Here is a 24,526-nt window from a genome sequence, read left to right on the forward strand (position 1 = left end):
CGCTCTCTCATGTTGAAATCAATCCGAGCGTTTGCTCCGCGGAGCCTGATCAGAAAACTACGGGCGACATTCCGGAGCCATTGTGAGGAACGTCGGCAACTGGCGCATCTCTCATTACAAAGAAACGCTTTCGTGGCCGCCGGTGGCACACGACGATTCGCGCTAGGCTACGACTACCCGTGCCTCAACGACAACAAAGCCCAGATCCCGTTCGAGCCGCATTATTTTTATCATCCCGCCTGGGCCTGTCGCGTTTTGCGCAGCATTAATCCCGCGCATCACATTGATATATCGTCCATTTTTTCTTTTGCGGGGTGTATATCCGCATTCTGGCCAACCGACTACTACGAGTATCAGCCTCCGACTGTAAAACTGGACGGCTTACAAGCCGGCCGGGTTGATCTCTGCGCGCTGCCCTTCGCTGATAAATCAGTGGCCTCCCTATCATGCCTGCATGTCATTGAACACGTGGGACTGGGACGCTATGGCGATCCGCTCGACCCAGACGGTGATATCAAGGCCGCAAGGGAACTTGTCCGTGTTCTCGCTCCCGCGGGCCATTTTCTCTTCGTTACCCCGGTGGCTGAGATTGCCTCGGTGGAGTTCAACGCGCACCGCATCTACTCGTTCGAAGCCGTCATGGCGCTTTTCCCCTCGCTCAAGTTACAGGAGTTCGCGGTGGTCCTTGACGATCATCATCGCGGGCTCATACGACACGCCGACGCCTCCCTTCTCGCCGGACAGCGTTTCGCCTGCGGCTGCTTTCATTTCACCTGCCCGCTGTAGATATGATCCGTGTCCTCCTCGAAGGTCAGCTGGGCAATAATCTTTTCCAGATCGCCACCGCGCTCGCACTCGCGGAAACGCATTGCACCCGGATTATCATCGATGTCTCTAGGCTGCCTCACATGCACACCGAGTTCGATGCCCGCCGAGTCGCCGCCCTCCGGTTTTCATTTCCTCGCCGGGTAGCCTCAGTCACGCTCGACAAGATTAATCTGCGCCTGCGCGGCCGCCACAGCCATGATTTATCACGCCACGTGCGCCACCGTGAAACATCACCGGAGTTTGACCCCGCCGTGCTCACACTTGGCCGCGATGTCATACTCGGCGGGTTCTTCCAGGATGCGCGGTATTTTGCATCCATAGCCCCAAAAATCACCTCATGGTTCGACCTGTCTCCCTGGCTCGCCCTAGCCGATCCGCTCCTGCGCAAATTGGTCGCCTCGACAAACACCATTGGCATCCATGTGCGCCGTGGTGACTACCTCGACCCGGACAAAGCCTGCTTCAACGTCTGCGGTATTGCTTACTACGAACGAGCCATTCTTCGGCTGCGTGAAACCACGCCCGACGCACGGCTGATTATTTTCTCTGATGACCTTGACTGGTGTCGCACGCATTTTGCCAAGCACGCCCCTTTGATTGCTGATCACCGGCACGAGCCCTACGGCATGTTGGTCGATCTCGCTCTTCTTTCATCCTGTCAGCATCAGATTATCGCCAACAGCTCCTTTTCTTGGTGGGCTGCTTGGCTCAATCCCAACCCAGCCCGACGCGTGCTCATGCCCGACCGCTGGGTTATCGACGAAACAGTGCCCATCTCGACCAAATCCATGCGCGGCTGTGAAACTGTTCCCGTTCATGACTGAAGAGTTCATTACTCCTCCTCCGGTCCTGCTGGTGATTTTCAATCGTCCCGAACACGCTGCCCAAACGTTTGCCCGCATCCGCGCCTCACGCCCGGCCAAGCTCTTCATTCACGCCGACGGTCCGCGCGTCTCCCGACCCGGCGAAGACAAGCGTTGCCTGCTCGCCCGCCAAGCCACCGAAGAAATCGACTGGCCTTGCGAAGTCCACCGCCTCTACCGCGATCAAAACCTCGGCTGCGGCCCCGGTGTGTCCTCGGCCATCACTTGGTTTTTCGAACACGTCGAAGAAGGCATTATTCTTGAAGACGACTGCCTTCCCCACCCCGCCTTCTTTACTTTCTGCGCGCTCATGCTGTCCCGGCATCGCGACAATGATCGCATCATGCATGTCGCCGGTTCCGGACTTGCCCTAGATTCGGTCGCCAGCCCCACGATTCATTTATTGCCGTTTCCTTTGATATGGGGCTGGGCCACGTGGCGCCGGGCTTGGAGCCATTATCAATTTAAGCTGCCCTCCGAATCCGAGGTGGAGGCGACTATTCGCCACTACAATCACACCGCATCCGAACGCTCTTATTGGCGGACGACTTTTATCGCGACCCGCACCGGCGCGATCAACACATGGGATTATCAGTGGGTGCTGGCTCTCTGGCGCCAAGGAGGCTTGGCCGTGACGCCCTCGTTTGGTTTGGTTTCCAATGAAGGTCTCGGCGTCGATGCCACCCACACCCAAGGAATCAACTCAACCACCATCGCCCCACTGCTTGAATCCCTATCGTTGCCATCGGACCTCGAACTCACGACAAACTCGGCGGCGGTCAACATGGGATACATCAACCGCCACTTGTTACAGGTGATTCCGTCCACTTGGGATTTTCGTTTTCAATCGTTTGCCAGAAAAACCTCGTGGACCTGGCGCCTCTACCTCGCGCTTCGCAGCCGTTTACGCCCCCTTTTATGCCGACACTAGACGTGATCATGACGGTGAAAGACGGTGCCACCTATCTCCCGGCCGCGCTCGACAGTCTTGCCGCGCAGTCATTCCGCGACTTCCGGTTACTCGCCTGCGATGATGGATCCACCGACGACACCGCAGCCATTTTCCAGCGCGAAACCCGTTTCCCGGTTGTGCTCGTTCGCAATGCAACCAATCGGGGGATTTCGCAGTCCGCCAATAGTCTCCTGGATCTGCCGTCCGATGCACGCTATGTTGCCCGCTTCGACGGGGATGACGTCTGCGCCCCCGAACGGTTTGAGCTTCAGGTTGCCTATCTCGACAGCCATCCGGATGTAGGCGTCGTTGGCAGCAGTTTGTCCATGATGGATGCCGCGGGAACGATCACCGACCACCGGACCTTTCCCTCCACTGATTCGGAACTTCAGATTGAACTGCTGTTCAACTGTCCGCTTGCCCAATCCGCAGTCATGCTCCGCCGCTGTATCATCGGCCAACACGGCGTGCGATACGACCCCGCGCTTCACACGTCGGAAGACTACGATCTCTGGTGCCGTCTCTCCTGTCTGACCCACCTGGCCAATCTACCCAAAGAACTCACCGCATATCGCCGCCACGGTTCGGCCGCTTACTTAAGCGCCCGCAAAGAAGATTCATTGGCCGTCATGCGGAGCGTTCGCCTGCGTCACATCGAGCGCCTCTCTTTTACCGAATCCGAACGCGCTCTGCTCACTCGCGCGCTCGGACTTCAATCATATGCCGACTCTGTTCCCGGCGTCTTGGATGCCAACGGCATCGTGGGGCTTCTGCGCACTCTGGACCGGCTGTATCTAAAACCTGGATTCGCATCTCATGTCTTGGATCGTCGCAACGAAATCGGGCTGCGTCTCCTTCTGGATTTAAGCGGAGCACAAAAACTCTCCCTGCTATTGCGTGACGCCCGCCTTCGTTGCGCCTATCTTCGCGAAAAATACCGCCAGTCCGTCGGCCTCAAGCGGGAGCGTCAGCTGGCTCAATCGTCACGGGCTAAACTGGCTCGCACGATCCGCAAAAAAATCCTGTCGAGCCACGGCTCCTGCGAAAGCGATTTCCGCGTTTACGGTTTTTCAGGCGCAGATGGGACGTCGTTTGCTCCCGGAACCGTGATCGAGCATGGCTGCAGCCTCTGGTTTCCCACACCGGCCGAAGGCGGTGTGGCCACACTGCAAGCCGGTGAAAATCTGTTCCTCGGTTTTAATACACGCATCAATGTCTATCACCCCGTTGTCATCGGGGCACAGGTTTCTATTGGTGCAAACAGCTATATCGCCTCCAACAACCACCGCTATTCCCGCAAGGATGTCGCCATCCAAAATCAGGGATTCACCGGCGCTCCCGTCACCATCGGTGATGATGTCTGGATCGGCTGCCATGTCGTCATTCTGCCCGGCGTTACCATCGGCCGGGGCGCCGTGATCGGTGCGGGTAGTGTCGTGACCCGCGACGTGCCATCCGACGAGGTCTGGGCTGGCGTCCCCGCAAAAAAACTCAAGTCGCGCTGACCGTGTTGCCCATTCGAACATCCGCACCGCTCGTCACCCACCTTGCCTCCACGCTGGGCGGCGGTGCAGGCGTTGCCTTGCAGCGCACCCACTTGGCTTTGCTAAAGTCCGCTCTTCCTTCGCGCGTGCTCACGGGGCAACCGTCACTCCTCGAACAAACCGGAGTTTGCCCTGCTTCTCCACCCCCCCTCCCCGAACGACTGCTTCGGCGTGTGGGAATCCATCTGGATGGCACTGAACGCATGATGGACGAACTGGTGAAATCACGTCCGCCGTCCGCCCGCCCTGGCGACATTGAATTATATTCTCCGCCCTTCAGTCGCCACCACCCCGAACTTCATCCGTGGGTTGTCGAGGCGGACATTGTCCACCTGCACTGGATCGCCGGCTTTGTCGATTGGCCGCGATTTTTCCGAACCACGCGCAAGCCGGTCGTCTTCACTTTGCACGACCAGCAAAATTATCTCGGCGGGGTTCATTATGAAAACGATTTTACCGCCAACCCATGGCTTGCACCCTTGGAGCACCGAACCCGCCAAACAAAAAAAGCCGCCCTTTCCGGGCACTCGGTTTCGGTCATCGGCAACAGCGAATGGAACACCCGCCTCGCCGCCGCCTCGGGATTTTTCCCCCAGGGGACTACATTCCACACCATTCCCTACGCACTGGATACCGAGCTTTACTCCCCCAGGACAAAGACCGAAGCCAAAGCTGCGTTGGGACTTCCTCCGGATCACCTCGTCATCGGTTTCGCCAGCGACGATCTGGGCAACCGGCGCAAGGGCTTTGACGTCCTCATTCAGGCATTGCGTTCGCTGCCTGCCGCTGACTCGAAAGTTTCCCTTCTGAGTTTCGGCCGTTCTCCCGCCAACTCGCTTGCCGCTTCGCTTGAGCTCCCGTGGACGCATCTCGGGTTCATTGATGCAGACCCCGTCAAAGCCGCCGCCTACTCGGCAATGGATGTGTTTATCGTGCCTTCGCGTGCCGAGGCCTTCGGCCAGACTGCCATCGAAGCGATGGCCTGCGGAACCCCGGTCATTGCATCCAATGTCGGCGGCCTGCCTGAAGCGTTGGATTTCGGCCGTTGCGGACTGCTCGTTGAACCGGACCGTCCCGATCTCTTGTGCGAGGCCATTAAATCACTGCTCGATGATCCGGCTCGCCGTGGAAGCCTTGCGGGCGACGCCCGCCGACACGTTGTCTCACAACACGATTCCGTGCGCCATGCATCGGCCTGCGGGCAAGTCTATCGTCAACTGCTTGATCGCGTGCCTGTCATCTAAACCGATTCACGTTCATACTTACCATGCGCACATTCTTAAACAAATTACGCACGCGACTCCGTCGCTTGCGTAATCTCGCCGACGTTTCCGAAAACCCGATTTCGTTCACCAAATATTATTCGGGCCGCCCGCCCGGCACCGAACTGAACCTGCGCTATCAGCCCACTCCAAGCACCGAAGCCCTCCCCGTCCCTCCGCGTGATCTTTGGCTGGGTTACGGCCAGGATGATGCCTCGTATCTTGAGTCTGGGAAAACCGACGTAGATGCCATGCTGGCTATTCTCCAGTCTGTGGGCTGGGCACATCAGCCCGATCAACCGATACTAGACTTGGGCTGCGGAGGCGGGCGCATGATCCGGCACCTCCGCAGTATCGCCGAAAAGACTCCGGTATGGGGCATGGACATCAGCGCACCGCACATCAGCTGGCTGAAAACCCGACTCGTCCCGCCCTTTCATTTCGCGACCAACACCACGCTTCCCCACCTGCCGTTTCCCGATAATCACATCGGGCTGGTCTATTGCGGCTCCGTATTCACGCACATCGACGAACTCGCAGAATCCTGGTTTATGGAGGTGCAGCGCACGCTCGCCCCCGGCGGCTATTTATTTTGCACGCTCCATGACGAGCATACCCGCGAAAAGCTGATGTCGGATCCATCTCAACCTCTCGCCCGCTCCTTACGCGGGCACGATCTGATTAACTCCGGAGTAACCGTGCCCGATATTCTCGTTCTCGGGCAGGATGCGAATTCCAATGTCTTTTACCACAGCCGCTATCTCCACGCGATGCTCGCGCCCCTCTTCGAAGTCGTGAAAATCGTCCCCGGAGCCTACGGTTATCAGACCGCATGGGTGCTGCGCAAACGCGCCTGATTTCCGTTCGACCGCCACATGCCCGACCACCCCCAACCTCTACCAGCGCCCCCGCCCGGGAAATCCGGCTGGCCGTGGATTGGCTTTGAGGTTTCGGGGGGAAATCGCGACGCCTCCTGGCCGCGGATTTCCATCGTCACTCCATCCTACAACCAAGCCGCGTTTATCGAGGAAACCATCCGCTCAGTCCTGCTCCAAGGATATCCAAACTTGCAATACATCGTCATCGACGGTGGCAGCACCGATGGCTCGGTGGACATCATCCAAAAATACACGCCGTGGATCGACTATTGGGAAAGCACGCCTGATCGCGGCCAGTCACACGCAATCAACAAGGGGCTCTCCCGCTGCAACGGCGAGTGGTTCAACTGGCTCAACAGCGACGACTATCTTTTCCCCGGCGCGCTTCAATTCCTGGCGAGCTCCATCCGTGATCAACCTCAAGTGATGATCACCGCCGGCCGCACCCGCAATCTACGCCAAGGAGAACTCCGTGAAAGCTATGGCTGCCGTCTCTCCCAAGGCCGGCCAGAAGGCCTGTTTTCACTGGGACTCAACCAGCCGGGATCACTTTTACGCCTGGCTCCTGTCCGTGAGTGCGGACTCACCGAGGAACTGCACTACACGATGGACCTCGCGCTCTGGATACGCCTGTTGTTACAAGGCGAACTCAAGCTCATCGACCACGAAATCGCCGCTTACCGCTACCACGAAAACTCCAAAACCTGCAGTGCCGCCGATGTATTCGCACCCGAGGAGTTCTCCGTCCTGCACGATCTATTTCTCTCGCTCGTTTCCTCTAGTGCCACCGAGGCCCTTCGCCGGGTGCGCGCCCTCTGCCCCGCACCGCAGCTCGCCTTCACGGCTGCGTCCCCGGTCAATACAACCTCCATCACTCGAGCCTTTTTCGACCGCCTGTTCGTGACCGATAGTTTGCTCTTCCGCGCTCTGCGGGGATTCCTCAAAGATGATCGCCGCGCCTTCCCGGAGTTTCTTCGCCTGATCGACTGCCTGCGGCCCGTGCTCCAATCCGTGTATGCCGGCAATTTCGCCGCCGTTGAAAGCCGTGCGCTGCTCCACGCCCTTCAGGAAACCGGACGCATCACTTCTTGGCCCGCCGCCCGCCGCGTCTTATTCGCCGCCCGCACGCCAGCAACCGTTCGCGCGCTCCTCCGCTTGTGGCTGAAATCATGAACGCAGCCCCCGCCATCACGGTCCTGATGCCTGTTCACAATGCCGCGCCATTCGTCCGCGCCGCGATCGACAGCATTCTCACGCAGTCTTGGACCGAATTTGAGTTTCTCATCATCGATGACGGTTCTTCCGACGACAGCCTTGCCGTCATCAAAGGCATTGCCGACCCACGCATTCGTCTCGTTGAACAAAAGCCCAACCAAGGCATCGTTAGCACGCTCAACTCAGGTCTCGCGCTTGCCCGCGGCCGCTACATCGCCCGCATGGATGCCGACGACCTCGCGCTCCCCGGGCGCCTTGAGCAACAATTCAACTTCATGGAATCGCATCCCGAGGTCGGCCTCTGCGGCACATACTTCCAAAAAATCGGCGACGATCCCGGCCCCGGCTGGATACGCTTTCACGAAAACGCTTCACTCCAGATCGCCCTGCTTTTTGAGAATCCGTTTTGTCACCCCACGGTGATGATGCGTCGTGAAATCCTCTCGCGACATCAGCTGCTCTATCCCGCGGATGCCCCCCACGCCGAAGAATACGCGCTGTGGGCCCGGCTTGCCCGGCACACACACTTCGCCAACCTGCCTGACACCTTGCTTCACTATCGCACCCATGCTCGTCAAGTGAGCCGGCTGCACAACGCAATCCAGTGCCGCTCGATTGATCACGTCATCCGCACGCAGCTCGCTCATCTCGGATTGCTCCGTCTTTCTTCCGGACAACTCGCCCTCCACCAAGTTCTCGGAGGCGGATTTTATCCGCTGCCCGGTTACATCGCGCACCTTAAAAAATGGACTCGCACACTCGTCGTCGCCAACGCACGCACCGGACTTTTTGATCACGCTGAACTCACACGACAGCTTGAAGAGCGGCTCCGTGTGGCGCGTGATTACCATGAACGCATGCTGGCTGAAATGCCCCCTGTTCGTCGTTTGAAATGGCGAATCTCAACTTGGTTAAGACATCACGCCGACTCGCTCCGCCCCCGCGCTGAGGCAACTCCACTCGCATCTCCATGAGATCTTTTTGCACAGTCGTCACTTGGTCGTATCTGCCCTATGTGCGTGCTCTTCGCGATTCCCTGCGTGAATCGGGAAACTCCGAGCCATTTCACGTTCTCGTCACCGATGCCACACGCGCCCAACTGCCCGCCGCCGAAGACGGACTGATCTGCATCACACTCGACGAACTGGCTCCGCAGCCACCGCGCGCAATGCGTTACTACTTCAGCGCGTTCGAACTGTGCAACGCCCTCAAGCCCTTTGTCGTCTCCCATCTGCTCACCGCCGGGTTCGAGCGCGTCATCTATCTCGACTCCGATCTGCTGGCTTCCGGTTCATTCGCTCCTGTCTGGTCCCTGCTCGACGAGGCTCCACTCCTCCTCACGCCCCACCAGCTCACTCCGCCGCCCATCGACCTGCTCTACATCACCGAAATCGACATCGTCGACCAGGGTCTCTTCAACGGCGGTTTCACCGCCTGGAGGCGCGGCCCCGAGTCAGCCCGGATACTCGAATGGATGCATTCACGTTTCCCTGTTTATGGATTTTGCGATCGCCAGCATGGCATGTTCGTTGACCAAAAAATGCTCCCGCTTGTCGCCGAGTATTTCCCCACCTCGGTAAAAATCCTCCGCGATCCCTGCCTCAATATTGCTTTCTGGAACGCCCACGAGCGCGCCGTCCGCCCGGCAGGTGACGGACGCTGGGAGATCGATGGTCGTCCCGTCGTGTTTTTCCACCTCAGCGGCTACCGCACCTCAAAACCCGGCATCATCTGCACTTACATGGCAGCGTCCGACAACGACGCCTTGATCGCCCGCTGCCCGTGGCTAAGCGGCGTGCTCGCACGCTATCACGCAGGTGTCATCCGCCACGAATCCGGCCACCCGGGAATCCGGTATCCTTATTCCCATTACGAGGGCACCCGGCTCACGTCTGATTTCCGCCGCCTGCTCTTCGAAACGGGCGAACTCGACCGCCGTTCCTTCGCCTACTGGCGCATTCGCATTCGTGAATTCCTCCGGCCGATCAAACATTTCTTCACGCGTAATTTCGCCGCACTCCTTAATCGTGTCCGCTCACGCTGAGTCCATTTCAGAATCGCGCGGCGTCATTATCTGGACGTCGTTGCTACCCGACCCGCCCGAACCGGACCTCGTCGAGCGTTTCGGCGTGTTCCCGCTGGAGTTCCATCACAGCGCCCTTCACGCCGGTTTCGATCTGGTGCGTGGCGACACCCTCCCGCTCCTCCGCGCCGCCCTGCGCGCCGCCCGCGCCCAGGGCCGCAAGGTCATGATCTTCGTTTACAGCCTGCGTCCCTACGACGTGCTCGCCCTCGCTCTCTACGCGCACACCGTCCCCATCGTCATCTACTACCAGAACATCGCGCCGGCCCTCCTCCCTTGGCGCAAACGCCTCTTCGTCACCTACGCTCTGCGCCGCGCCCGTCTTGTTCTTGTTCAGGATACGCGCCGTCTCGCCAGTTTCAGCCGAGAGCAAGGCGCACACCGCACGCGTTTTTTCCCGTGGATCGTCGATGACGTTTTTTTCAAACCGGTCCCCGGCATCAAACACACCAAGACTTTGTTTGTCCCCGGTGATCGCGGGCGTCTCGATGACCTCGTCATCGAAATCGCCCGCCGCACCGGTCGTCATATCGTCCGCGTCTCGCGTTATTATCCGCCTCGCGAACTGGCTGCCTATCAAGCCTGCGAACTCATCGACCTTCGCTATTATGTGCGCTGGGAAACTCTTCTCCACCTCTATCAGGAAACCGCGATGGTGCTCAACGTCACCGACGACGCTGAAACCTCTGCCGGCATGACTTCGTTCCTCGAAGGTCTGGCCATGAACGCCCTCGTCCTCACCCCGGCCGGTCACAGCAGCGCCGGTTACGAATTCGCCGACGGCTTCAAGCCTTACATCACCATCGCCCAACCGCGCAGTGTGGATGCTTGGGTCGAGGCCATCGAAGCCGCCGACCGTCATCCGCGCGACTGGCCCGCCGGCCGCACCCCGCGCGATTTATTTCTTCAACTCTCCGGCATGGCCGCCTCCTCGCAGCGCTGGCGCGAACTGTTCGCCGAAGTCACCGCCTAACTCCCGCCGCTCCGCATGACCGCCCCGCTTTCCCTCTTTTACGCCGAACCCGATCCCGACCGCTGGCTGCCCGGAGACCGGTTTCCTCGTCGCTGGATTCGTCGCCTCGCCCGCGGCCCTCGTCGCCCCGGCGGACAAGAGCGCGTGTTTATCAACCTTTGTGCCGGCCTCGACCGTCTCGGCGTTCCCTACACGGTCAACCGCTACCGTCACGCCTTGCGCAATCCCGATATGCCCATCGGTATCATTGGAAAGTCCCACGTTCTCGACCTCCAACCGTGGCACAATCCCATCCTATTCGGTGCGTCGATCATGTCCCATCCGTTGGAAGATCCGAAGCTACTCGAACGCCTTCCCAACATCCGCCGTGTCCTCGTCCCCGGCGAATGGATGCGCGCCATGTGTGCACCTTATTGGGGGGATCGCGTTCAATCTTGGCCCGTCGGTATCGACACGCAGGCGTGGGCACCACCGGCAACTGCAGATCGCGACGTCGACGTGCTCGTATACGACAAGGTCCGCTGGGAACACGACCACTACCAGCGTGAGTTGATCGACCCCATTCTAACCAAACTCCGCTCCCGCGGCCTGCGTGTCGCCACGATTCGTTATGGTTACTACAAAGAGGAGGATTTCGCCGCCTTGCTGCGCCGCACGCGCTCAATGATTTTCCTCTGCGAACACGAAACCCAAGGCATCGCCTATCAGCAGACCCTCGCCTGCGGAATCCCCATCTTCGCCTGGGATCGCGGCGGCTACTGGCAGGACCCTCAATACTACCCCGACCGCATCCGCTTCGGCCCGGTCAGCTCCGTTCCATATTGGGACGAGCGCTGCGGACTTACCTTCTCCGATGCCACCGCATTCACCGCCACTTTCGACGCTTTCTGGGACAACGTCTCCGCACAACGCTACCGTCCGCGCGACTATATCTTGGAAAACCTCACCCTCGAAAAATGCGCGCAACTCTACCTCGACCAGTGGCACACCACCTTCGGCTCCGTCGCATGACCGACTCCTCCCGCAGCCCCCGCGAACCTTTGTTCCTGTTTTACGAGGAACCCGACCCCGACCGCTGGTTCCCCGGCGATCGCCATATCCGTCGTTTCATCCGCCGCCTCGTGCGCGGCCCGCACAAGCCCGGCGGCGTCATGCGCTGGTATCTGAATCTTCGCGCCGGCCTCGATCAACTCGGTGTTACGTATCGGGTAAACGACTACCGAGGCCTCCGCCGCACTCCGGGAGCCTGGGCGCACGTCATCGGGCAGCACCACGTCATCAACAAAATCCCGGCCGGTCACCCCATTGTCTATGGCCCAGCCATCGCCGACCACCCGCGCGAAACTTCATTTTTTGGCCAAGCTGATATCCGCCTACTCCTCATTCCCTGCGCTTGGTTCAAGGCCATGTATGACCGCGATCTTGCCTGGTCCGGCCCGCGTGCCGTCTGGCCCGCCGGAGTCGATGTGGAACTCTGGCATCCACCCGCCACAACGCCTCCATCCAACGAGGTTCTTCTCTACGATAAAATCCACTGGGACCGAGACCGTTACGAACCCGAACTGCTCAATCCAATCATCCAATCACTCACTCAGGCAGGGATGAAGATCCACCATATGCGCTACGGTTTTTATAAGGAGGAAGACTTTCGCGATCTATTGAAACGTATCGGCTCCATGGTGTTTCTCTGCGAACATGAAACCCAGGGTTTCGCCTACCTCCAGACACTTTCTTCCGGCGTGCCCATCCTCGCCTGGGATCGAGGCGGACTCTGGCAGGACCCCAATTACTACCCCGCTCTTGTGGAGTTTGAACCCGTCTGCTCGGTCCCTTACTTCGACGAACGCTGCGGTGAACGCTTCAAAGACTTTACTGAATTCCACGACAAGCTCCCCGCCTTTCTCGACTCCGTTCGCCACGCCCGCTATCAACCCCGCGCCTACGTCACTGAAAACCTCACGCTAGCAGGCCAATCGGCCGCTTATCTCAAACTTTCCCAAGCAGCCATGCACGGCGACCTGCCCAGTCCATCATGACCACCTTCGATCCCCAAATCGCTATCTTAGTCACCGCCTCAGTCGCCCTAAAAAAAGAAGGCGGCGGCGTGCAACGTTGCACCCATGAATACATCACGGTTCTCGAAGCCGCCGGACTGCGCCTTCACACGGTCGCCTACCCTTTCGAGCATCGCCTGCTTGTGCGTATCCTGCGCAAATTCCACAAACGTCCCTATAAAGACTCCATGCCCCGGGGCATGGCCGCCATCGTCCGGGCCGCTGCGATCGAGCACCGCGCCGGTTGGGTGCTCCTGAACCAGACCGAAGCCGCCCCCCTCGCCGCCGAACTCGCCGATCTCCGCGCCAGCGGCGTGCGCATCGGCCTGCTTTCACACGGAACCGACAGTTGTGACTATATTCATCTCGTCCGCGCCCGCGCCGAACTTCACGGAGGTCCCCCGATTTCCGCTCGTGATGCGCGTTGGTTAGGCGGCCTCATCTTCGCCGAGCAGGAACAGCACCGCAACCTGGACGCCATTTTCTGCCTTTCGGAAACCGACCGCCATCTCGAACAATGGCTCGGTGGCAACAATGTCAGCCTCCTGCCCCGCGTGATCGCCGACAAGACCCTCAATTGGTCACCCGTCGCGGGTCGCATCGGCACCGTTGGCACGCTTACACACGGACCCAACTACGAGGGCATCGTGCTGCTGTGCCGCGCGCTTGCCACCCAACCCGCCGGCTCGATTCGTTTCCGCATTGTCGGCACCCCCGTCAATCTGGGCCAGAAACTCGCCGCCGAGTTTCCGTTTGTAGATTATCTGGGCGGCTTGAGTGACACCGATCTAGCCGCCGAAGCCAGCACATGGTGTGCCTTCGCCAATCCCATCTTCTGCTACCCGCGCGGTTGCAGCACCAAGCTAGCTGTCCCCCTCGAATGGCGCATCCCTATCGCCACGACTCGCGCCGGTGCCCGCGGCTACGTGTGGGATGAATCCCTCGTCCCTTTTGTCGAGACACCCTCGGAACTCGCCATCCTCATTCGTCGCCTCGCCGATCCCGCCGAGGCCGCATTGCAACTCCCCGCCGTGCGCACACTCGCCGAACGCAGCCCCCGGCCCGCCGATCTCGCTGCAATAGTCCGCCGGACTCTGCGCTGATACCCGCATGCCGATTCGCCGAACCCTCCTCCTCAGCGCCTTGTTAGCGCCCCTCTTCGGCGTCACACATAAACGAGTAAAGCTGTGGCTGCGGGTCCGTCTAGGTCGGCTCATGTTCATGCTCTTGCGAAACCGCCATCGCCCATGGCCGGCTCGCTCCGATAAGGTGACCTTGGTTTTCGCACCGCACCAAGACGACGAGGCGCTCGGCTGCGGAGGTTTGATCTCCCACCGCATCGCCCTCGGTGAAGCCGTTCACATTGTCTACATCACCGATGGCGCCGGTTCGCACCCCGCTCACCCCGAATATACTCCACCCATGATCTCAGGTCTGCGCGCCGATGAAGCGCGCGTAGCCGCGGGTATTCTCGGCGTGCCTGGTTCGAACCTCGTTTTCCTGAAGGCTCCCGATGGACAGCTCCCGCACCTCGACCCGAACGTGCGTGCCGATTTGGTCACACGTATCGCCGCCTGCGTGGAACGCATCGCCCCTTCGCAAGTTTTCGTGACCTCACGCCTTGATGGCAGCTCCGAGCACACTGCGGCCAGCGCATTGGTTTCCGACGCACTCGCCGTTATCCGCATCGCCCGCCCCCGCCAACTCGAATACGTCGTATGGTCGCTCTGGAGCCCACGCCTTCTACGTCCGGCCCTTCGAATCGCCAAGTTAGTCCACCGCCACACGCTTTCCACAGAGGAATACCGCCTCAAACAAAACGCCATCCGCGCCTACCGTTCCCAAATTGAGCCGCTGGCCCCTTGGCACTACTCAACCCTTCCCGCAAACTTCACCCGGATGTTTCAGGACTCCGAGGAATTCTTCTTTGAATTTTAAGCCACTTTAACAGCCACACCATATGTCCAATCCTCTCAAACGCGCCTGGAATTTTTTCTACTACCGCTTCATTCACGCTCCTCGTGGCGGCGGCAAGCCGGTGCCCGTTTCCGCCTTGGATCACGAATACAGTTCAGGCAACTGGGATCACTTCACCGGACCGTCCGAACAAGCCCGTCATGAGGTCTTGCTCGAGTTAATCTACAAATACAGCGACGGCCTTCCCTCACTCCTTGACCTCGGCTGTGGTAGCGGACGCCTCGCTGCCATGATCGACCCGTCACGCGTATCAGAACACCTCGGCGTCGACCTCTCCGAAGAAGGACTGGCTCGTGCTCGGGCGCTTAACCTTTCGCATGCCCGTTTCGAATCCGGAAATTTCGAAATATGGCGCCCGGCCAAATCTTACGATGTCATCACCTTTAATGAATGCCTTGGCTACGCGGTGCATCCCGCCACCACGGCCGCCACATTTGGTCGTTATCTCACGCCAGGCGGAGTGATGATCATTTCACACTTTCGCTGGGGCAACCACGCAGCGGTGTGGAAGAGCCTCGAGGACCACTTCACCGTAGTCGAAGCTCGCACCGCCACCAATGACCAAGGTCAGATCTGGGACCTTAAGGTGCTGCGACCCAAACAATGATCGGACTCACTTTCGGTTAACCGGTATATTTTGTGAAAAAAGTTCTTATCATCAGTCCGCACTTCGCGCCCACCAATGCCCCAGATATGCAGCGTGCGCGACTGGCGATACCCTACTTGAAGGAACACGGTTGGGAGCCGGTTGTATTGGCCATCGCCCCCGAGTTTATCGAAGGCGGCGTTTTGGATCCGCTGCTCGAGGCAACCTATCCGGCAGATACACGTATTATCCGGGTGCGGGGAATTTCGCCCAAACTTACGCGATGGCTCGGTATCGGCAGCCTCTGGCTGAGATGTGGACGGGCATTCCGCATCGCTGGCGAAAAATTATTGGCCAAAGAAAAATTCGATCTGGTTTTTTTTACGACGACACAGTTTGACGCCTTTAAACTGGGTCCTCTCTGGAAGCGTAAATTCGGGGTGCCTTACGTCCTCGATTATCAAGATCCCTGGGTGAATGATTATTATGAGCGCACACGCACCAAACCGCCCGGAGGCGCCCTGAAATTTGCCTTTGCCCAATGGCGCGCACGCCAGCAGGAGCCCGAAACATTACGGGAATCATCCGGCGTAGTCGCCGTATCGGATGCCTACGGTCGTAATCTCGCCGCACATTACCCTTGGTTTTCAGCCAATCAAGTCCGGCTACTTCCCTTTGGTGCCGCCGCCAAAGATATCGCAACAGCCCGGCAGCACACTCCCGCAAAACCGGTGGTAGATTTTAACGACGGCTGTTTTCATCATATATATGCCGGTCGTTGCGGTCCGGATATGTCTATCTCGCTCACGACTATTTTCCGCGCTTTCAAAAATTTCCGAGAGCACAATCCGCAAAAAGCGGCCAGCATACGTTTCCACTTTATCGGAACGGATTATGCGCCTCCGCCGCTGGGCAGAGAATGGGCTATGCCCATTGCGCGAGCGGAAGGCGTGGCCGACCACGTAACCGAGCATTGTTACCGTGTGCCGTATTTCGATGCACTTTACTACCTTGTTAAGGCCGATGCGCTGCTTGCGGTAGGTTCCAACGATCCCACGTATAGTGCTTCAAAAATATTCCCCTACATACTTGCTGAACGTCCGATGATAGTCGTTTTTAACCGGCACAGCCCGGTCCTCGCTTTCGCCAAACAGGCCGACTGCGGAGAGCGCTTCAGCTTCGATAACGCCGATGATATCGATGAGATTGCGCGCCAAATCGAAGACGTCTGGTTCAATCAAGACCACATGCATCTCGTTAGAGAACCCAACGTCACGGCATTTCTCCCATTTACAGCTGAAAGCATGACGACTCAGCTTGTCAGCTGCTTCAATTCTGCAGTCTCTGCTTCGAATGAGCAATAGCTCCTACAAAGGACCGGTTACGCTGGACCGCTATACTCGAATCAGTGAGTTGGGTGACACCCTGCATTCACTTTTGAACAAGGGTATTCCCATAGTCGGGATTATCATCCTCCTGCTTGTTCTTAAAATGTTCCTGCAAGATGCCCCGGGCTGGCTGGGGCTTTTATGGATAGGTGCTGGCACGTGTATCGGACTGCTGGTCTGGCATAGTGCAGGAATCGGACTGCCGCTGTTGCCATTGTTAGCCATACAGCATTTTGCAGTTTATGGGATACCGCTAATCAATCGCAACGAAACCCTGGCCGACTACTCCGACACACTCCGGGACCGTGCAGGCATGGAGGTGCTTATATTGATGGTAGTGTGCTCGATTTCATGGAGGTTCGGCATGCAGTTATTCCGCCCTTCCCCTCCTGTTGCGCACACACTGCGGATTTTTGTTACAGAAGGGAATAAAGTGCTCAACCGACTTGGAGTCGCCCTCATTCTCACATCCGCAGGTTACGAACTGCTCAACACCCTGCATCTGACATCCGCTGTCCTGTCTTTATTTCCAGCAGGCACTCAATCGATCGTCGTAGCCATAATTGGCGCAGCTGGCATGTCCGGATATTTCCTGGTATCCATGTTTATTGCCAGCGGTGAAGCGCACCGTAACACACGAACCATTTTTGGAGTAGTGCTGGTCAGTCATCTAATCCTGATGACCGCATCCATCCTTTTGTCTTCGGTTATCAATATCATCGGTGCGGTAACACTGGGACTTTTCTGGGGATCTGGCCGCATGCCCAAAATGTTTCTTTTGATATGCGCGATTACCCTGTCATTTCTTAATATAGGTAAGTTTGAAATGCGGGAACGCTATTGGGGCGCATCAGGCCAAGTGACTACCAACGTCTCAATAGCCAAATTCCCCGCTTACTATTGGGAATGGGCCGGCTACAGCACGAACAAAATTTTCGGTCAAACCGATGATTACGTCGGCAAAAAAAATGATAACCGGCAGACCATGCTATCGCGCATGGATAACATGCAAAACCTGCTCTATGTCTCGAATAAAGTAACGGTCGAAAAAACCCCGGTCTTGGGCGGCGAAACCTATAGCCTAATACCTCCGCTTCTCATCCCGCGAATTCTGTGGCCTGACAAACCGCGCGCACATGAAGGCCAGGCATTGCTGAATGTGCATTATGGACGTCAATCGCAGGCAGACACTTTTACCACCTATGTCGCATGGGGACTTTTACCTGAAGCGTATGGCAATTTCGGGCCCATATGGGGCGCAGTCATTTTAGGAGTTACGCTTGGAATTATTTTCGCATGGATCGAAAATGCCACCGCCGCCAAACCGCTATTATCCTTGGAAGGAATGGTCACTTTTTCACTGCTGATTGGTTTTGCCGCCTCGTTCGAAATGGTCTCCAGCGTGCTGGTCACTTCGTTATTTCAATCGATCGTAACCATATCGATGGCCTGCATTCCCTTCGTTCAAAGCACGAGTGTGATCCGCCCCGAAGAGTCAGAAGCTGAATCCGAGTAAATCCGGGTTAACCCACTACATGTCGCAACCACCAAGTAGCAACACTCCTTCGGAAAGCCACTCACATAGGCATTATGTCTTATTGGATTGGATGCGATTCCTCGCCGCCTTCCTTGTCGTATTATGCCATGCTCGACCCGAGCATTGGGTTGCGTGGTCAGAACTAAATAAAGATCACGAAATCATCTCCAAGTTGTTTTTCCTCTTAATTCGTCCTGGGCCGGAGGCCGTGGTAATTTTCTTCGTTCTCAGCGGCTACTTTGTTGGAGGCAAGGTGATGGAACGTTTTGCAAACGGGACATTTAAGCCGGAAGATTATCTGCGAGATCGCATCAGCAGAATTTTTACTCCACTGCTGCCGAGCCTGCTCCTTACCATAATCTGCGTTTGGATAGTAAATCGTGGATTCACAGATGGGTTTGGCTTGGAGCTACTCGGCAATATTTTCCAGATGCAAGGTATCCTGTGTGAGAGGCTCGAAGGAAACGCACCTCTTTGGTCACTCAGTTACGAAGTTTGGTTTTATACATTTGCCGGAGCATTGGCGACCCTATGCCTGCGCCCCCATAAAAAAAACGTCACTTGGCTAATCTCCGGAGCGTTAATTTTGTTTTCAGCATGGTGTCTCACAATGCTCGATACAGTTTATTTTTTCTGCTGGATCATGGGCGCACTTGCCTACGTTTTGCCCATGCCTGACTTTGGCAAAAAGGGCCTGATCGCAGGGCTTGTGTTAGCATTTATAGCCGCTTCAACAAGTCAGGCGACAGGAACCTACCAAGGCGGATTGATCGCAAACTCCGAGCCCATCCATAAAGCTGCCACCCTGTTATTAGCCGCATCCGTCTCCTTTCTCATCCCTATTCTCGCCAATACTGGATGGCGATTTTCATCATCCCGGATAATGCTATCAGGGCCCTATTTAGCAGCTTTTTCCTATACTCTATACCTGACTCATTATCCGTTGTTGCTCGTGATGAACACACTGCATGCCCCATTCCAAGCATTCACCCCGGTTTCGGTGTGCTTATTTTTCATAAAGATCGGTGTTTGCGTGGCGGTTGCATGGCTTGTTTATCTGCCTTTCGAACGAAATACCGCCCGTGTGCGCGGATTCATCCATAAGCATCAATCGCTCCCCCCTGCATCTTTGTGACCCCACCCCGCATCAGACTAGGGGTGATGGTTTCCCATCCCATCCAGTATTACAGCCCGTGGTTTCGATGGATGAGTGCGCACGGATGGACATTGCGGGTGTTTTTTTTATGGGATTTCGGCGTGGTCAAAAAGACGGATCGCGAGTTCGGGCGCGAACTGGCGTGGGATGTCGATCTTCTATCGGGATATGAACATGAATTTGTCCCAAATGCAGCTCGTGATCCCGGCACCCACCATTTGCGCGGTCTCAATAATCCCAGCCTCAACCATCGGATCCAACAGTGGAAACCCGATGCCATTCTCGTTTTTGGATACAAATATGTTTCCCATCTAAAACTCATTCTAAGCACCGACACTCCGCTGATTTTTCGAGGGGATTCGCACCTGCTTGATGTCCCGGCTCCGCGGCCGTTGAAGCGCGGCCTGCTGCGGTGTCTTTACGCCCGCTTTTCTGCGATCACTTACGTGGGACTCGCCAACCGTGATTATTTTCGGACGTTTGGTGTTCCAGAGAAAAAACTCTTTCATGTTCCGCATTGCGTGAATGCTGAACACTTCGTCGCCAGCGAAAGCAATCGCGCTCAAGCGGTCGCGCTCAAGGAATCGCTTGGTTTGTCCGGCTGCAAAATCCTGCTATTTGCCGGCAAGCTCATCCCCAAAAAACAACCTCGCGAACTGCTCGCTGCGTTTCTCTCAACAGACGTGACCACGGGGGACGCAGCCCTCGTATTCGTGGGTGAAGGCGAAGAGCTTGCCGCCCTCCGCCAACTTGCCGCCACGCGAACGGATAAACTCGTGCGCTTTCTTCCCTTTGCCAATCAAAGCGAGATGCCGTCGCGCTATCTGCTCGCGAATATTTTTGCGCTTCCTTCGCGTGGTCCAGAGGAAACCTGGGGATTGGCCGTCAACGAAGCCATGCACCTCGGGGTGCCGTGTCTGGTGAGTGATCGCGTAGGCTGTCAGCGTGACTTGGTAACAGACAAGGAAACCGGTTGGGTATTTTCCGTGGACACGCCCGACGGTCTGCGTGATGCGCTCCATCGTGCCTTTGCCGACATAGATCGCGATGCCGAGGGATTTCGCCAGCGCGTGGCCGCACGCATCGCCGGTTATACCTACGCCACCGCCACCAAGGGTCTCGCCCTCGCAGTGCAGCATGCGGTCGCCCCTTCCGGACGCGTGGTTTAACGGTTGCCCCGCCAGCACGTTCTCAAACACTTTTATACGTGGCGTCACCTACCTCATCACGGCCTTATCTAGGCGAAGGCAATGTCACTCCAAACCCGCGTGCGGAAATCGCACGTCGTTATGTTTGGGCTCTCATTCAAGCCACTCTGTTTCGTTGGAGTCCGCGAGGGTTGCATAGGTTTCGCGTGATGCTTTTACGCATGTTTGGCGCGAACATCTGCGCCGACGGCCATGTGCGCATTTATCCGACCGCGCGAGTGATTTACCCATGGAAGCTCACCTGTGAAGACCGCGTCATGATTGGACCGGACGTAAACATTTACAACCTCGCCCCAGTCACGCTCGGCTATGGTGCACAGCTGAGCCAAGCTGTTCATTTATGCGCAGGAACGCACGATTATACGCGCTGGGCCATGCCGTTGGTCGCCCGTCCGATCACACTTTCCCCGAATGTCTGGCTGGGCGCCGAGGTTTTTGTGGGACCCGGCGTCACCATCGGAGAACTTGCCGTGATCGGTGCGCGTTCTGTCGTCGTCAAGGATCAGCCTGCTCGAATGGTCTGCGCCGGCAACCCGTGCAAACCGCTCAAGTCACGCCCGGATCCGCAATGAAAATTGCCCAGATTGTCCCCAGTCTTGAAGCCCGCCACGGCGGCCCATCAAGGTCGGTGCGTGGACTCGCCGAGGGGCTCGCCCTCTGTGGCCAACAGGTCGAGCTGCTCACCACGGGACCATTGGTAGCAGCCCACACGGGGGCCAGTGCGCTCACCACCTTTGCATTCCCGCGCCAATGCCCCGAGTCGATCGCCCGCTCGACATCGTTGAGCACACATCTGGGTGCCCATTCCTACGATATCATCCATAGCCATGGGCTCTGGCAGCGCACGTTGCATTACGCACATGCCGCCGCACGCAAGACAGGTGCTCCCCTCGTGATTTCTCCGCGTGGCATGATGAGCCCCTGGGCGTGGCGGCACCGGCGATGGAAAAAACGCCTCGCATCCATGCTCGTTCACCCCGGTGCATTTCTCGGTGCCAGCGGCTGGCACGCGACCAGCCATGAGGAAGCCGAAGACATTCGTCAGCTCGGCTTCACCCAACCCATCTGCGTTGCGCATAACGGGGTCATCCCTCCCTCACTCGCCGAAGAGGAGTCCGCCGCCGCAAACTGGCGCACTTTTTTACCTGATTTAAACGGCCGTCGCGTGGCGTTGTTTTACTCACGGTTTCATTCAAAAAAACGGGTATTGGAACTCATTGATCTCTGGCTTTCAAAGCCGCGCAATGACTGGGTCCTGCTGCTGGCGGGGATCCCCGAACAATACTCGGTCAACGAGCTGGATTCTTACATCACCAGCAACGGAGGCTCCGGACGCATCATCGTGCAAGATGGTGCGAACCGTCCTCCGCCTTACGCCCTGGCATCGCTTTTCCTGCTTCCCTCCCATTCGGAAAACTTCGGCCTGGTTATCGCTGAAGCGTTGGTGCGCGGCGTGCCCGTTCTCACAACCGATGCCACGCCATGGCGGGATCTTGCGGTGCAAGGCGCAGGGCTTTGCGTATCCTGGGAAAACTACAGTGACGCACTCGATTCACTGCTCAATGAATCAGCCTTGTCCCTGCAGCAGTCCGGACAACGCGCACGCGTTTGGGCGAGCGAAACCTATTCATGGGAAAAGGCCGCACAAACGATCCTGGCATTTTACGATCAACTCACCCACCGATGAGCAAAACATCGGCCTCCACGTCAGCGCCCTTGGAAAAGGCCGTGTTCATCCATTCGACTGTATTGCTCCTCTGCTCAGCCTGGATCTATGGCGGCAATATTTGGTGGATGCGCATCGCACTCAGTCTTTGGACATCACTGGGCGCCGGACTTACACTGCTTGCTTTTTGCCAACGCGGCTCGCGAGGCGAAGCCGCACGACGCAAAATTTGGTGGCTGACCCCGCTGGCTCTTTTTAGCGGCCTCATTCTGCTCAGCGTATTTAATCCCAGCTTTCGGACGGTCCACATCGATGATGCCGTTTCATATGTGAAGACCACGGTGCAAAAACCGCATTGGCCCAGCACGATCTCCACTGAGTTAACATTACGTGCCTGGTGGTTTGGAGCCGGAGTCTATTTATCCGCATTCAACATTGTCTGCCTGATTCAGAGTCGTTCGATTTTGAGAAAAATCATGGTCTTGATCAGTGTCAGCACCCTGTTGCTGGCGGTGATGGGCACGCTGCAAAAGCTATCCGGCGTTGGTTTTTATTTCGGCGCGACCGAGTCACCCAATCCGCGTTTTTTTGCCACCTTCATCTACTATAACCACTGGGGCGCTTTCATGCTGCTCGGCCTTACGACCGCGATAGGTCTGCTGTTTTACCACGCCCGACGCTACGAAAGTCGTGATCTCTGGCACTCTCCTTTCAGCGCTGCACTCGTCGGGGTCTTGCTTATCGCCACCAGCGCGCCTGTCAGTGCGTCGCGGGCCAGCACCGTGATTACCGCCCTGGTGTTAGCCATCGGCCTCACTCATGCGCTTTCCCGCATCGTCAACTTGCGGCGCGCACGCAGACAGAATCCCTGGCCGCTGTTGTTAACTATCATTACACTGGCGGTCATCACCAGCAGTGCGATCAGCTGGTTGTCCTATCAAACGCTCACGCAACGTTTCAACGAGACCCAACTGGCGATTGATCAAAATCAATCCGTCTTCGGTGGCCGAGCCGAACTCTATCGCGACACTTGGAGTTTAGCGAAAGAGAAACCCGTGTTCGGCTGGGGCCTTGATACCTATTCAATCGGGTTTCAGATGATCAGGCCCTACACGGTCAATTTACGTGATCGCTCGGAGAATATTTTCGCCACCGCGCACAACGACTGGCTCCAGTCCCTCGCCGAAAACGGATTCGCTGGCACCATCCTGCTGATGGCGATGGGGCTTATTCCATTGATCATGATCCCGACCCGGCAGTTTTTTCACCCCTTGGTTATCTACCCGCTACTAGGTTGCGCACTGTTGCTGCTTTATGCCTTGGTCGAGTTTCCTTTCGCGAATGGCGCCGTTATGATCACTTTTTGGACTCTGCTTTTCACCACTGTTGCCTACGCCCGGCTGACCGACACTGCTTCCCGCACCCACCATGAGTGAGCTTTGCCCTATCTCGATTCTCATTCCCGCCAAAAACGAGATTTCGAATATCCGTGCCTGCATCGAGTCCGCTCGCTTCGCCGACGAAATTGTCGTGGTCGACTCGAACAGCACGGATAGCACGCAGGAAATTTCTATTTCTCTCGGCGCACGCGTGGTGGATTTCAAATGGAACGGAGCCTTCCCTAAAAAGAAAAATTGGGCCTTGGCCAACATAGCGTGGAAACACCCATGGGTATTCATTCTGGATGCAGATGAGCGCATCACTCCAGAGCTCGCCGGCGAACTGCGCGCCATAGCCACACAGCCGGCGCCTGCATGCGAAGGCTATTACGTAAACCGGCGTTTTTGGTTTCTCGATGGCTGGCTCATGCACTGCGGCTATTATCCGAGTTGGAATCTTCGTTTCTTTCGCCACGAACTGGGGCGCTACGAACAATTCACTGGCGTCGGTGACACGCAATCCGGCGACAACGAGGTTCACGAGCATGTCATTCTAAACGGACGCTCCGGTCATCTTAAATACGAGATGGAGCACTACGCCTTCCCCACGATTTCCATCTGGATCGAAAAACATAATCGCTACTCCAACTGGGAGGCACGCTTGCTCCGGTCCGAAGAAGGCAGCGCCTCCGCCTCGTCTGCCTCCATCACGCCGGAATTGGCCCGCAAACGCCGCATTAAACACTTCGCCGCCCGACTCCCCTTCAGACCCACGCTCCGCTTCTTTTATCACTATGTCTGGAGACGCGGCTTTCTGGATGGCTATCGTGGCTACGTATTTTGCCGGCTCATGGCTTTTTATGAATTCATGAACGTGACCAAAGCCGCCGAACTTCAACGCACGGGCACCAAGTGAGTTGAGCGAGAATTTTTTGCATATTACTATCACAAAGTCCCGGTGAAGTAAGCTGTTTGAC

22 protein-coding genes and 1 pseudogene are annotated in these 24,526 nt (G+C 57.2%); all 23 read left to right on the forward strand.

What is annotated here, in order from left to right; genetic code table 11:
* The first annotated feature begins 9 nt into the window (after nt 1-9).
* The 23 genes and pseudogenes from FPL22_RS05065 (at nt 10) to FPL22_RS05175 (ending at nt 24,465) form a co-directional block, all read left to right on the forward strand.
* Nucleotides 10-786: a DUF268 domain-containing protein gene (locus tag FPL22_RS05065; RefSeq protein ID WP_162525196.1), complete on the forward strand. Its 777-nt coding sequence runs from the start codon at nt 10-12 to the stop codon at nt 784-786.
* Between the two features lie 2 nt (nt 787-788).
* Nucleotides 789-1,652: an alpha-1,2-fucosyltransferase gene (locus tag FPL22_RS05070; protein ID WP_144229020.1), complete on the forward strand. Its 864-nt coding sequence runs from the start codon at nt 789-791 to the stop codon at nt 1,650-1,652.
* Nucleotides 1,645-2,622 carry a hypothetical protein gene (locus tag FPL22_RS05075; protein ID WP_144229021.1) on the forward strand — a complete coding sequence of 326 codons (978 nt, stop codon included), beginning with the start codon at nt 1,645-1,647 and terminating at the stop codon, nt 2,620-2,622. The genes FPL22_RS05070 and FPL22_RS05075 overlap by 8 nt, the downstream gene beginning before the upstream one ends.
* A complete protein-coding gene (locus tag FPL22_RS18080) occupies nt 2,610-4,148 on the forward strand; it encodes a glycosyltransferase (RefSeq protein ID WP_144229022.1) in 1,539 nt (512 codons plus the stop codon). The genes FPL22_RS05075 and FPL22_RS18080 overlap by 13 nt, the downstream gene beginning before the upstream one ends.
* Nucleotides 4,149-4,150: 2 nt before the next feature.
* A complete protein-coding gene (locus FPL22_RS05085) occupies nt 4,151-5,431 on the forward strand; it encodes a glycosyltransferase (RefSeq protein ID WP_144229023.1) in 1,281 nt (426 codons plus the stop codon).
* A 23-nt stretch (nt 5,432-5,454) separates the two neighbouring features.
* The gene (locus FPL22_RS05090; protein WP_144229024.1) at nt 5,455-6,306 is read left to right on the forward strand and encodes a class I SAM-dependent methyltransferase; all 852 of its coding nucleotides are present in this window, start codon (nt 5,455-5,457) and stop codon (nt 6,304-6,306) included.
* Nucleotides 6,307-6,324: 18 nt separating this feature from the next.
* Nucleotides 6,325-6,723, forward strand: a pseudogene (locus tag FPL22_RS18230) (glycosyltransferase); the annotation flags it as partial.
* Nucleotides 6,724-7,496: 773 nt separating this feature from the next.
* A complete protein-coding gene (locus FPL22_RS05100; protein WP_144229026.1) occupies nt 7,497-8,516 on the forward strand; it encodes a glycosyltransferase family 2 protein in 1,020 nt (339 codons plus the stop codon).
* A complete protein-coding gene (locus FPL22_RS05105) occupies nt 8,513-9,586 on the forward strand; it encodes a glycosyltransferase family protein (RefSeq protein ID WP_144229027.1) in 1,074 nt (357 codons plus the stop codon). The genes FPL22_RS05100 and FPL22_RS05105 overlap by 4 nt, the downstream gene beginning before the upstream one ends.
* Entirely contained in the window at nt 9,570-10,598 is a 1,029-nt protein-coding gene (locus FPL22_RS05110; protein ID WP_144229028.1) for a hypothetical protein, read from the forward strand. Before FPL22_RS05105 ends, FPL22_RS05110 begins: the two co-directional genes overlap by 17 nt.
* A 15-nt stretch (nt 10,599-10,613) precedes the next feature.
* Nucleotides 10,614-11,609, forward strand: a complete 996-nt coding sequence (locus FPL22_RS17665; protein ID WP_162525197.1) for a glycosyltransferase — start codon at nt 10,614-10,616, stop codon at nt 11,607-11,609.
* Complete coding sequence (locus FPL22_RS05120) at nt 11,606-12,634, forward strand: glycosyltransferase (RefSeq protein WP_144229029.1); 1,029 nt, start codon at nt 11,606-11,608, stop codon at nt 12,632-12,634. The genes FPL22_RS17665 and FPL22_RS05120 overlap by 4 nt, the downstream gene beginning before the upstream one ends.
* Nucleotides 12,631-13,755 carry a hypothetical protein gene (locus FPL22_RS05125; RefSeq protein ID WP_144229030.1) on the forward strand — a complete coding sequence of 375 codons (1,125 nt, stop codon included), beginning with the start codon at nt 12,631-12,633 and terminating at the stop codon, nt 13,753-13,755. Before FPL22_RS05120 ends, FPL22_RS05125 begins: the two co-directional genes overlap by 4 nt.
* Before the next feature lie 118 nt (nt 13,756-13,873).
* A complete protein-coding gene (locus FPL22_RS05130; protein WP_162525198.1) occupies nt 13,874-14,590 on the forward strand; it encodes a PIG-L deacetylase family protein in 717 nt (238 codons plus the stop codon).
* A 22-nt stretch (nt 14,591-14,612) separates the two neighbouring features.
* A complete protein-coding gene (locus FPL22_RS05135) occupies nt 14,613-15,236 on the forward strand; it encodes a class I SAM-dependent methyltransferase (RefSeq protein ID WP_144229032.1) in 624 nt (207 codons plus the stop codon).
* Between the two features lie 32 nt (nt 15,237-15,268).
* Nucleotides 15,269-16,579, forward strand: coding sequence for a glycosyltransferase (locus FPL22_RS05140; protein ID WP_144229033.1), 1,311 nt, complete (start codon nt 15,269-15,271; stop codon nt 16,577-16,579).
* The gene (locus FPL22_RS05145; RefSeq protein ID WP_144229034.1) at nt 16,569-18,119 is read left to right on the forward strand and encodes a hypothetical protein; all 1,551 of its coding nucleotides are present in this window, start codon (nt 16,569-16,571) and stop codon (nt 18,117-18,119) included. Before FPL22_RS05140 ends, FPL22_RS05145 begins: the two co-directional genes overlap by 11 nt.
* A gap of 91 nt (nt 18,120-18,210) precedes the next feature.
* Nucleotides 18,211-19,275 carry an acyltransferase family protein gene (locus tag FPL22_RS05150; protein ID WP_162525199.1) on the forward strand — a complete coding sequence of 355 codons (1,065 nt, stop codon included), beginning with the start codon at nt 18,211-18,213 and terminating at the stop codon, nt 19,273-19,275.
* Between the two features lie 26 nt (nt 19,276-19,301).
* A complete protein-coding gene (locus FPL22_RS05155) occupies nt 19,302-20,465 on the forward strand; it encodes a glycosyltransferase family 4 protein (protein ID WP_144229036.1) in 1,164 nt (387 codons plus the stop codon).
* Between the two features lie 188 nt (nt 20,466-20,653).
* Nucleotides 20,654-21,076: a putative colanic acid biosynthesis acetyltransferase gene (locus FPL22_RS05160; RefSeq protein WP_144229037.1), complete on the forward strand. Its 423-nt coding sequence runs from the start codon at nt 20,654-20,656 to the stop codon at nt 21,074-21,076.
* On the forward strand, nt 21,073-22,191 hold the full coding sequence (locus tag FPL22_RS05165; RefSeq protein ID WP_144229038.1) for a glycosyltransferase: 1,119 nt from the start codon (nt 21,073-21,075) through the stop codon (nt 22,189-22,191). The genes FPL22_RS05160 and FPL22_RS05165 overlap by 4 nt, the downstream gene beginning before the upstream one ends.
* The gene (locus tag FPL22_RS05170; RefSeq protein ID WP_162525200.1) at nt 22,188-23,606 is read left to right on the forward strand and encodes an O-antigen ligase family protein; all 1,419 of its coding nucleotides are present in this window, start codon (nt 22,188-22,190) and stop codon (nt 23,604-23,606) included. Before FPL22_RS05165 ends, FPL22_RS05170 begins: the two co-directional genes overlap by 4 nt.
* Nucleotides 23,599-24,465, forward strand: coding sequence for a glycosyltransferase family 2 protein (locus FPL22_RS05175; protein WP_144229040.1), 867 nt, complete (start codon nt 23,599-23,601; stop codon nt 24,463-24,465). The genes FPL22_RS05170 and FPL22_RS05175 overlap by 8 nt, the downstream gene beginning before the upstream one ends.
* Nucleotides 24,466-24,526 lie beyond the last annotated feature (61 nt).

This window comes from Rariglobus hedericola (assembly GCF_007559335.1).
Taxonomy (GTDB): Bacteria; Verrucomicrobiota; Verrucomicrobiia; order Opitutales; family Opitutaceae; genus Rariglobus; species Rariglobus hedericola.

Bases quoted from the DNA above. Each gene is read 5' to 3' on its own strand.
- FPL22_RS05090 (WP_144229024.1), top strand. From the start codon at position 5,455: ATGCGCACATTCTTAAACAAATTACGCACGCGACTCCGTCGCTTGCGT.
- FPL22_RS05150 (WP_162525199.1), top strand. From the start codon at position 18,211: ATGCGATTCCTCGCCGCCTTCCTTGTCGTATTATGCCATGCTCGACCC.
- FPL22_RS05065 (WP_162525196.1), top strand. From the start codon at position 10: ATGTTGAAATCAATCCGAGCGTTTGCTCCGCGGAGCCTGATCAGAAAA.
- FPL22_RS05135 (WP_144229032.1), top strand. From the start codon at position 14,613: ATGTCCAATCCTCTCAAACGCGCCTGGAATTTTTTCTACTACCGCTTC.
- FPL22_RS05105 (WP_144229027.1), top strand. From the start codon at position 8,513: ATGAGATCTTTTTGCACAGTCGTCACTTGGTCGTATCTGCCCTATGTG.
- FPL22_RS05175 (WP_144229040.1), top strand. From the start codon at position 23,599: ATGAGTGAGCTTTGCCCTATCTCGATTCTCATTCCCGCCAAAAACGAG.
- FPL22_RS05165 (WP_144229038.1), top strand. From the start codon at position 21,073: ATGAAAATTGCCCAGATTGTCCCCAGTCTTGAAGCCCGCCACGGCGGC.
- FPL22_RS18080 (WP_144229022.1), top strand. From the start codon at position 2,610: ATGCCGACACTAGACGTGATCATGACGGTGAAAGACGGTGCCACCTAT.
- FPL22_RS05130 (WP_162525198.1), top strand. From the start codon at position 13,874: ATGCTCTTGCGAAACCGCCATCGCCCATGGCCGGCTCGCTCCGATAAG.
- FPL22_RS05155 (WP_144229036.1), top strand. From the start codon at position 19,302: ATGGTTTCCCATCCCATCCAGTATTACAGCCCGTGGTTTCGATGGATG.
- FPL22_RS05160 (WP_144229037.1), top strand. From the start codon at position 20,654: ATGCTTTTACGCATGTTTGGCGCGAACATCTGCGCCGACGGCCATGTG.
- FPL22_RS05125 (WP_144229030.1), top strand. From the start codon at position 12,631: ATGACCACCTTCGATCCCCAAATCGCTATCTTAGTCACCGCCTCAGTC.
- FPL22_RS05100 (WP_144229026.1), top strand. From the start codon at position 7,497: ATGAACGCAGCCCCCGCCATCACGGTCCTGATGCCTGTTCACAATGCC.
- FPL22_RS05145 (WP_144229034.1), top strand. From the start codon at position 16,569: ATGAGCAATAGCTCCTACAAAGGACCGGTTACGCTGGACCGCTATACT.
- FPL22_RS05070 (WP_144229020.1), top strand. From the start codon at position 789: ATGATCCGTGTCCTCCTCGAAGGTCAGCTGGGCAATAATCTTTTCCAG.
- FPL22_RS05120 (WP_144229029.1), top strand. From the start codon at position 11,606: ATGACCGACTCCTCCCGCAGCCCCCGCGAACCTTTGTTCCTGTTTTAC.
- FPL22_RS05170 (WP_162525200.1), top strand. From the start codon at position 22,188: ATGAGCAAAACATCGGCCTCCACGTCAGCGCCCTTGGAAAAGGCCGTG.
- FPL22_RS17665 (WP_162525197.1), top strand. From the start codon at position 10,614: ATGACCGCCCCGCTTTCCCTCTTTTACGCCGAACCCGATCCCGACCGC.
- FPL22_RS05075 (WP_144229021.1), top strand. From the start codon at position 1,645: ATGACTGAAGAGTTCATTACTCCTCCTCCGGTCCTGCTGGTGATTTTC.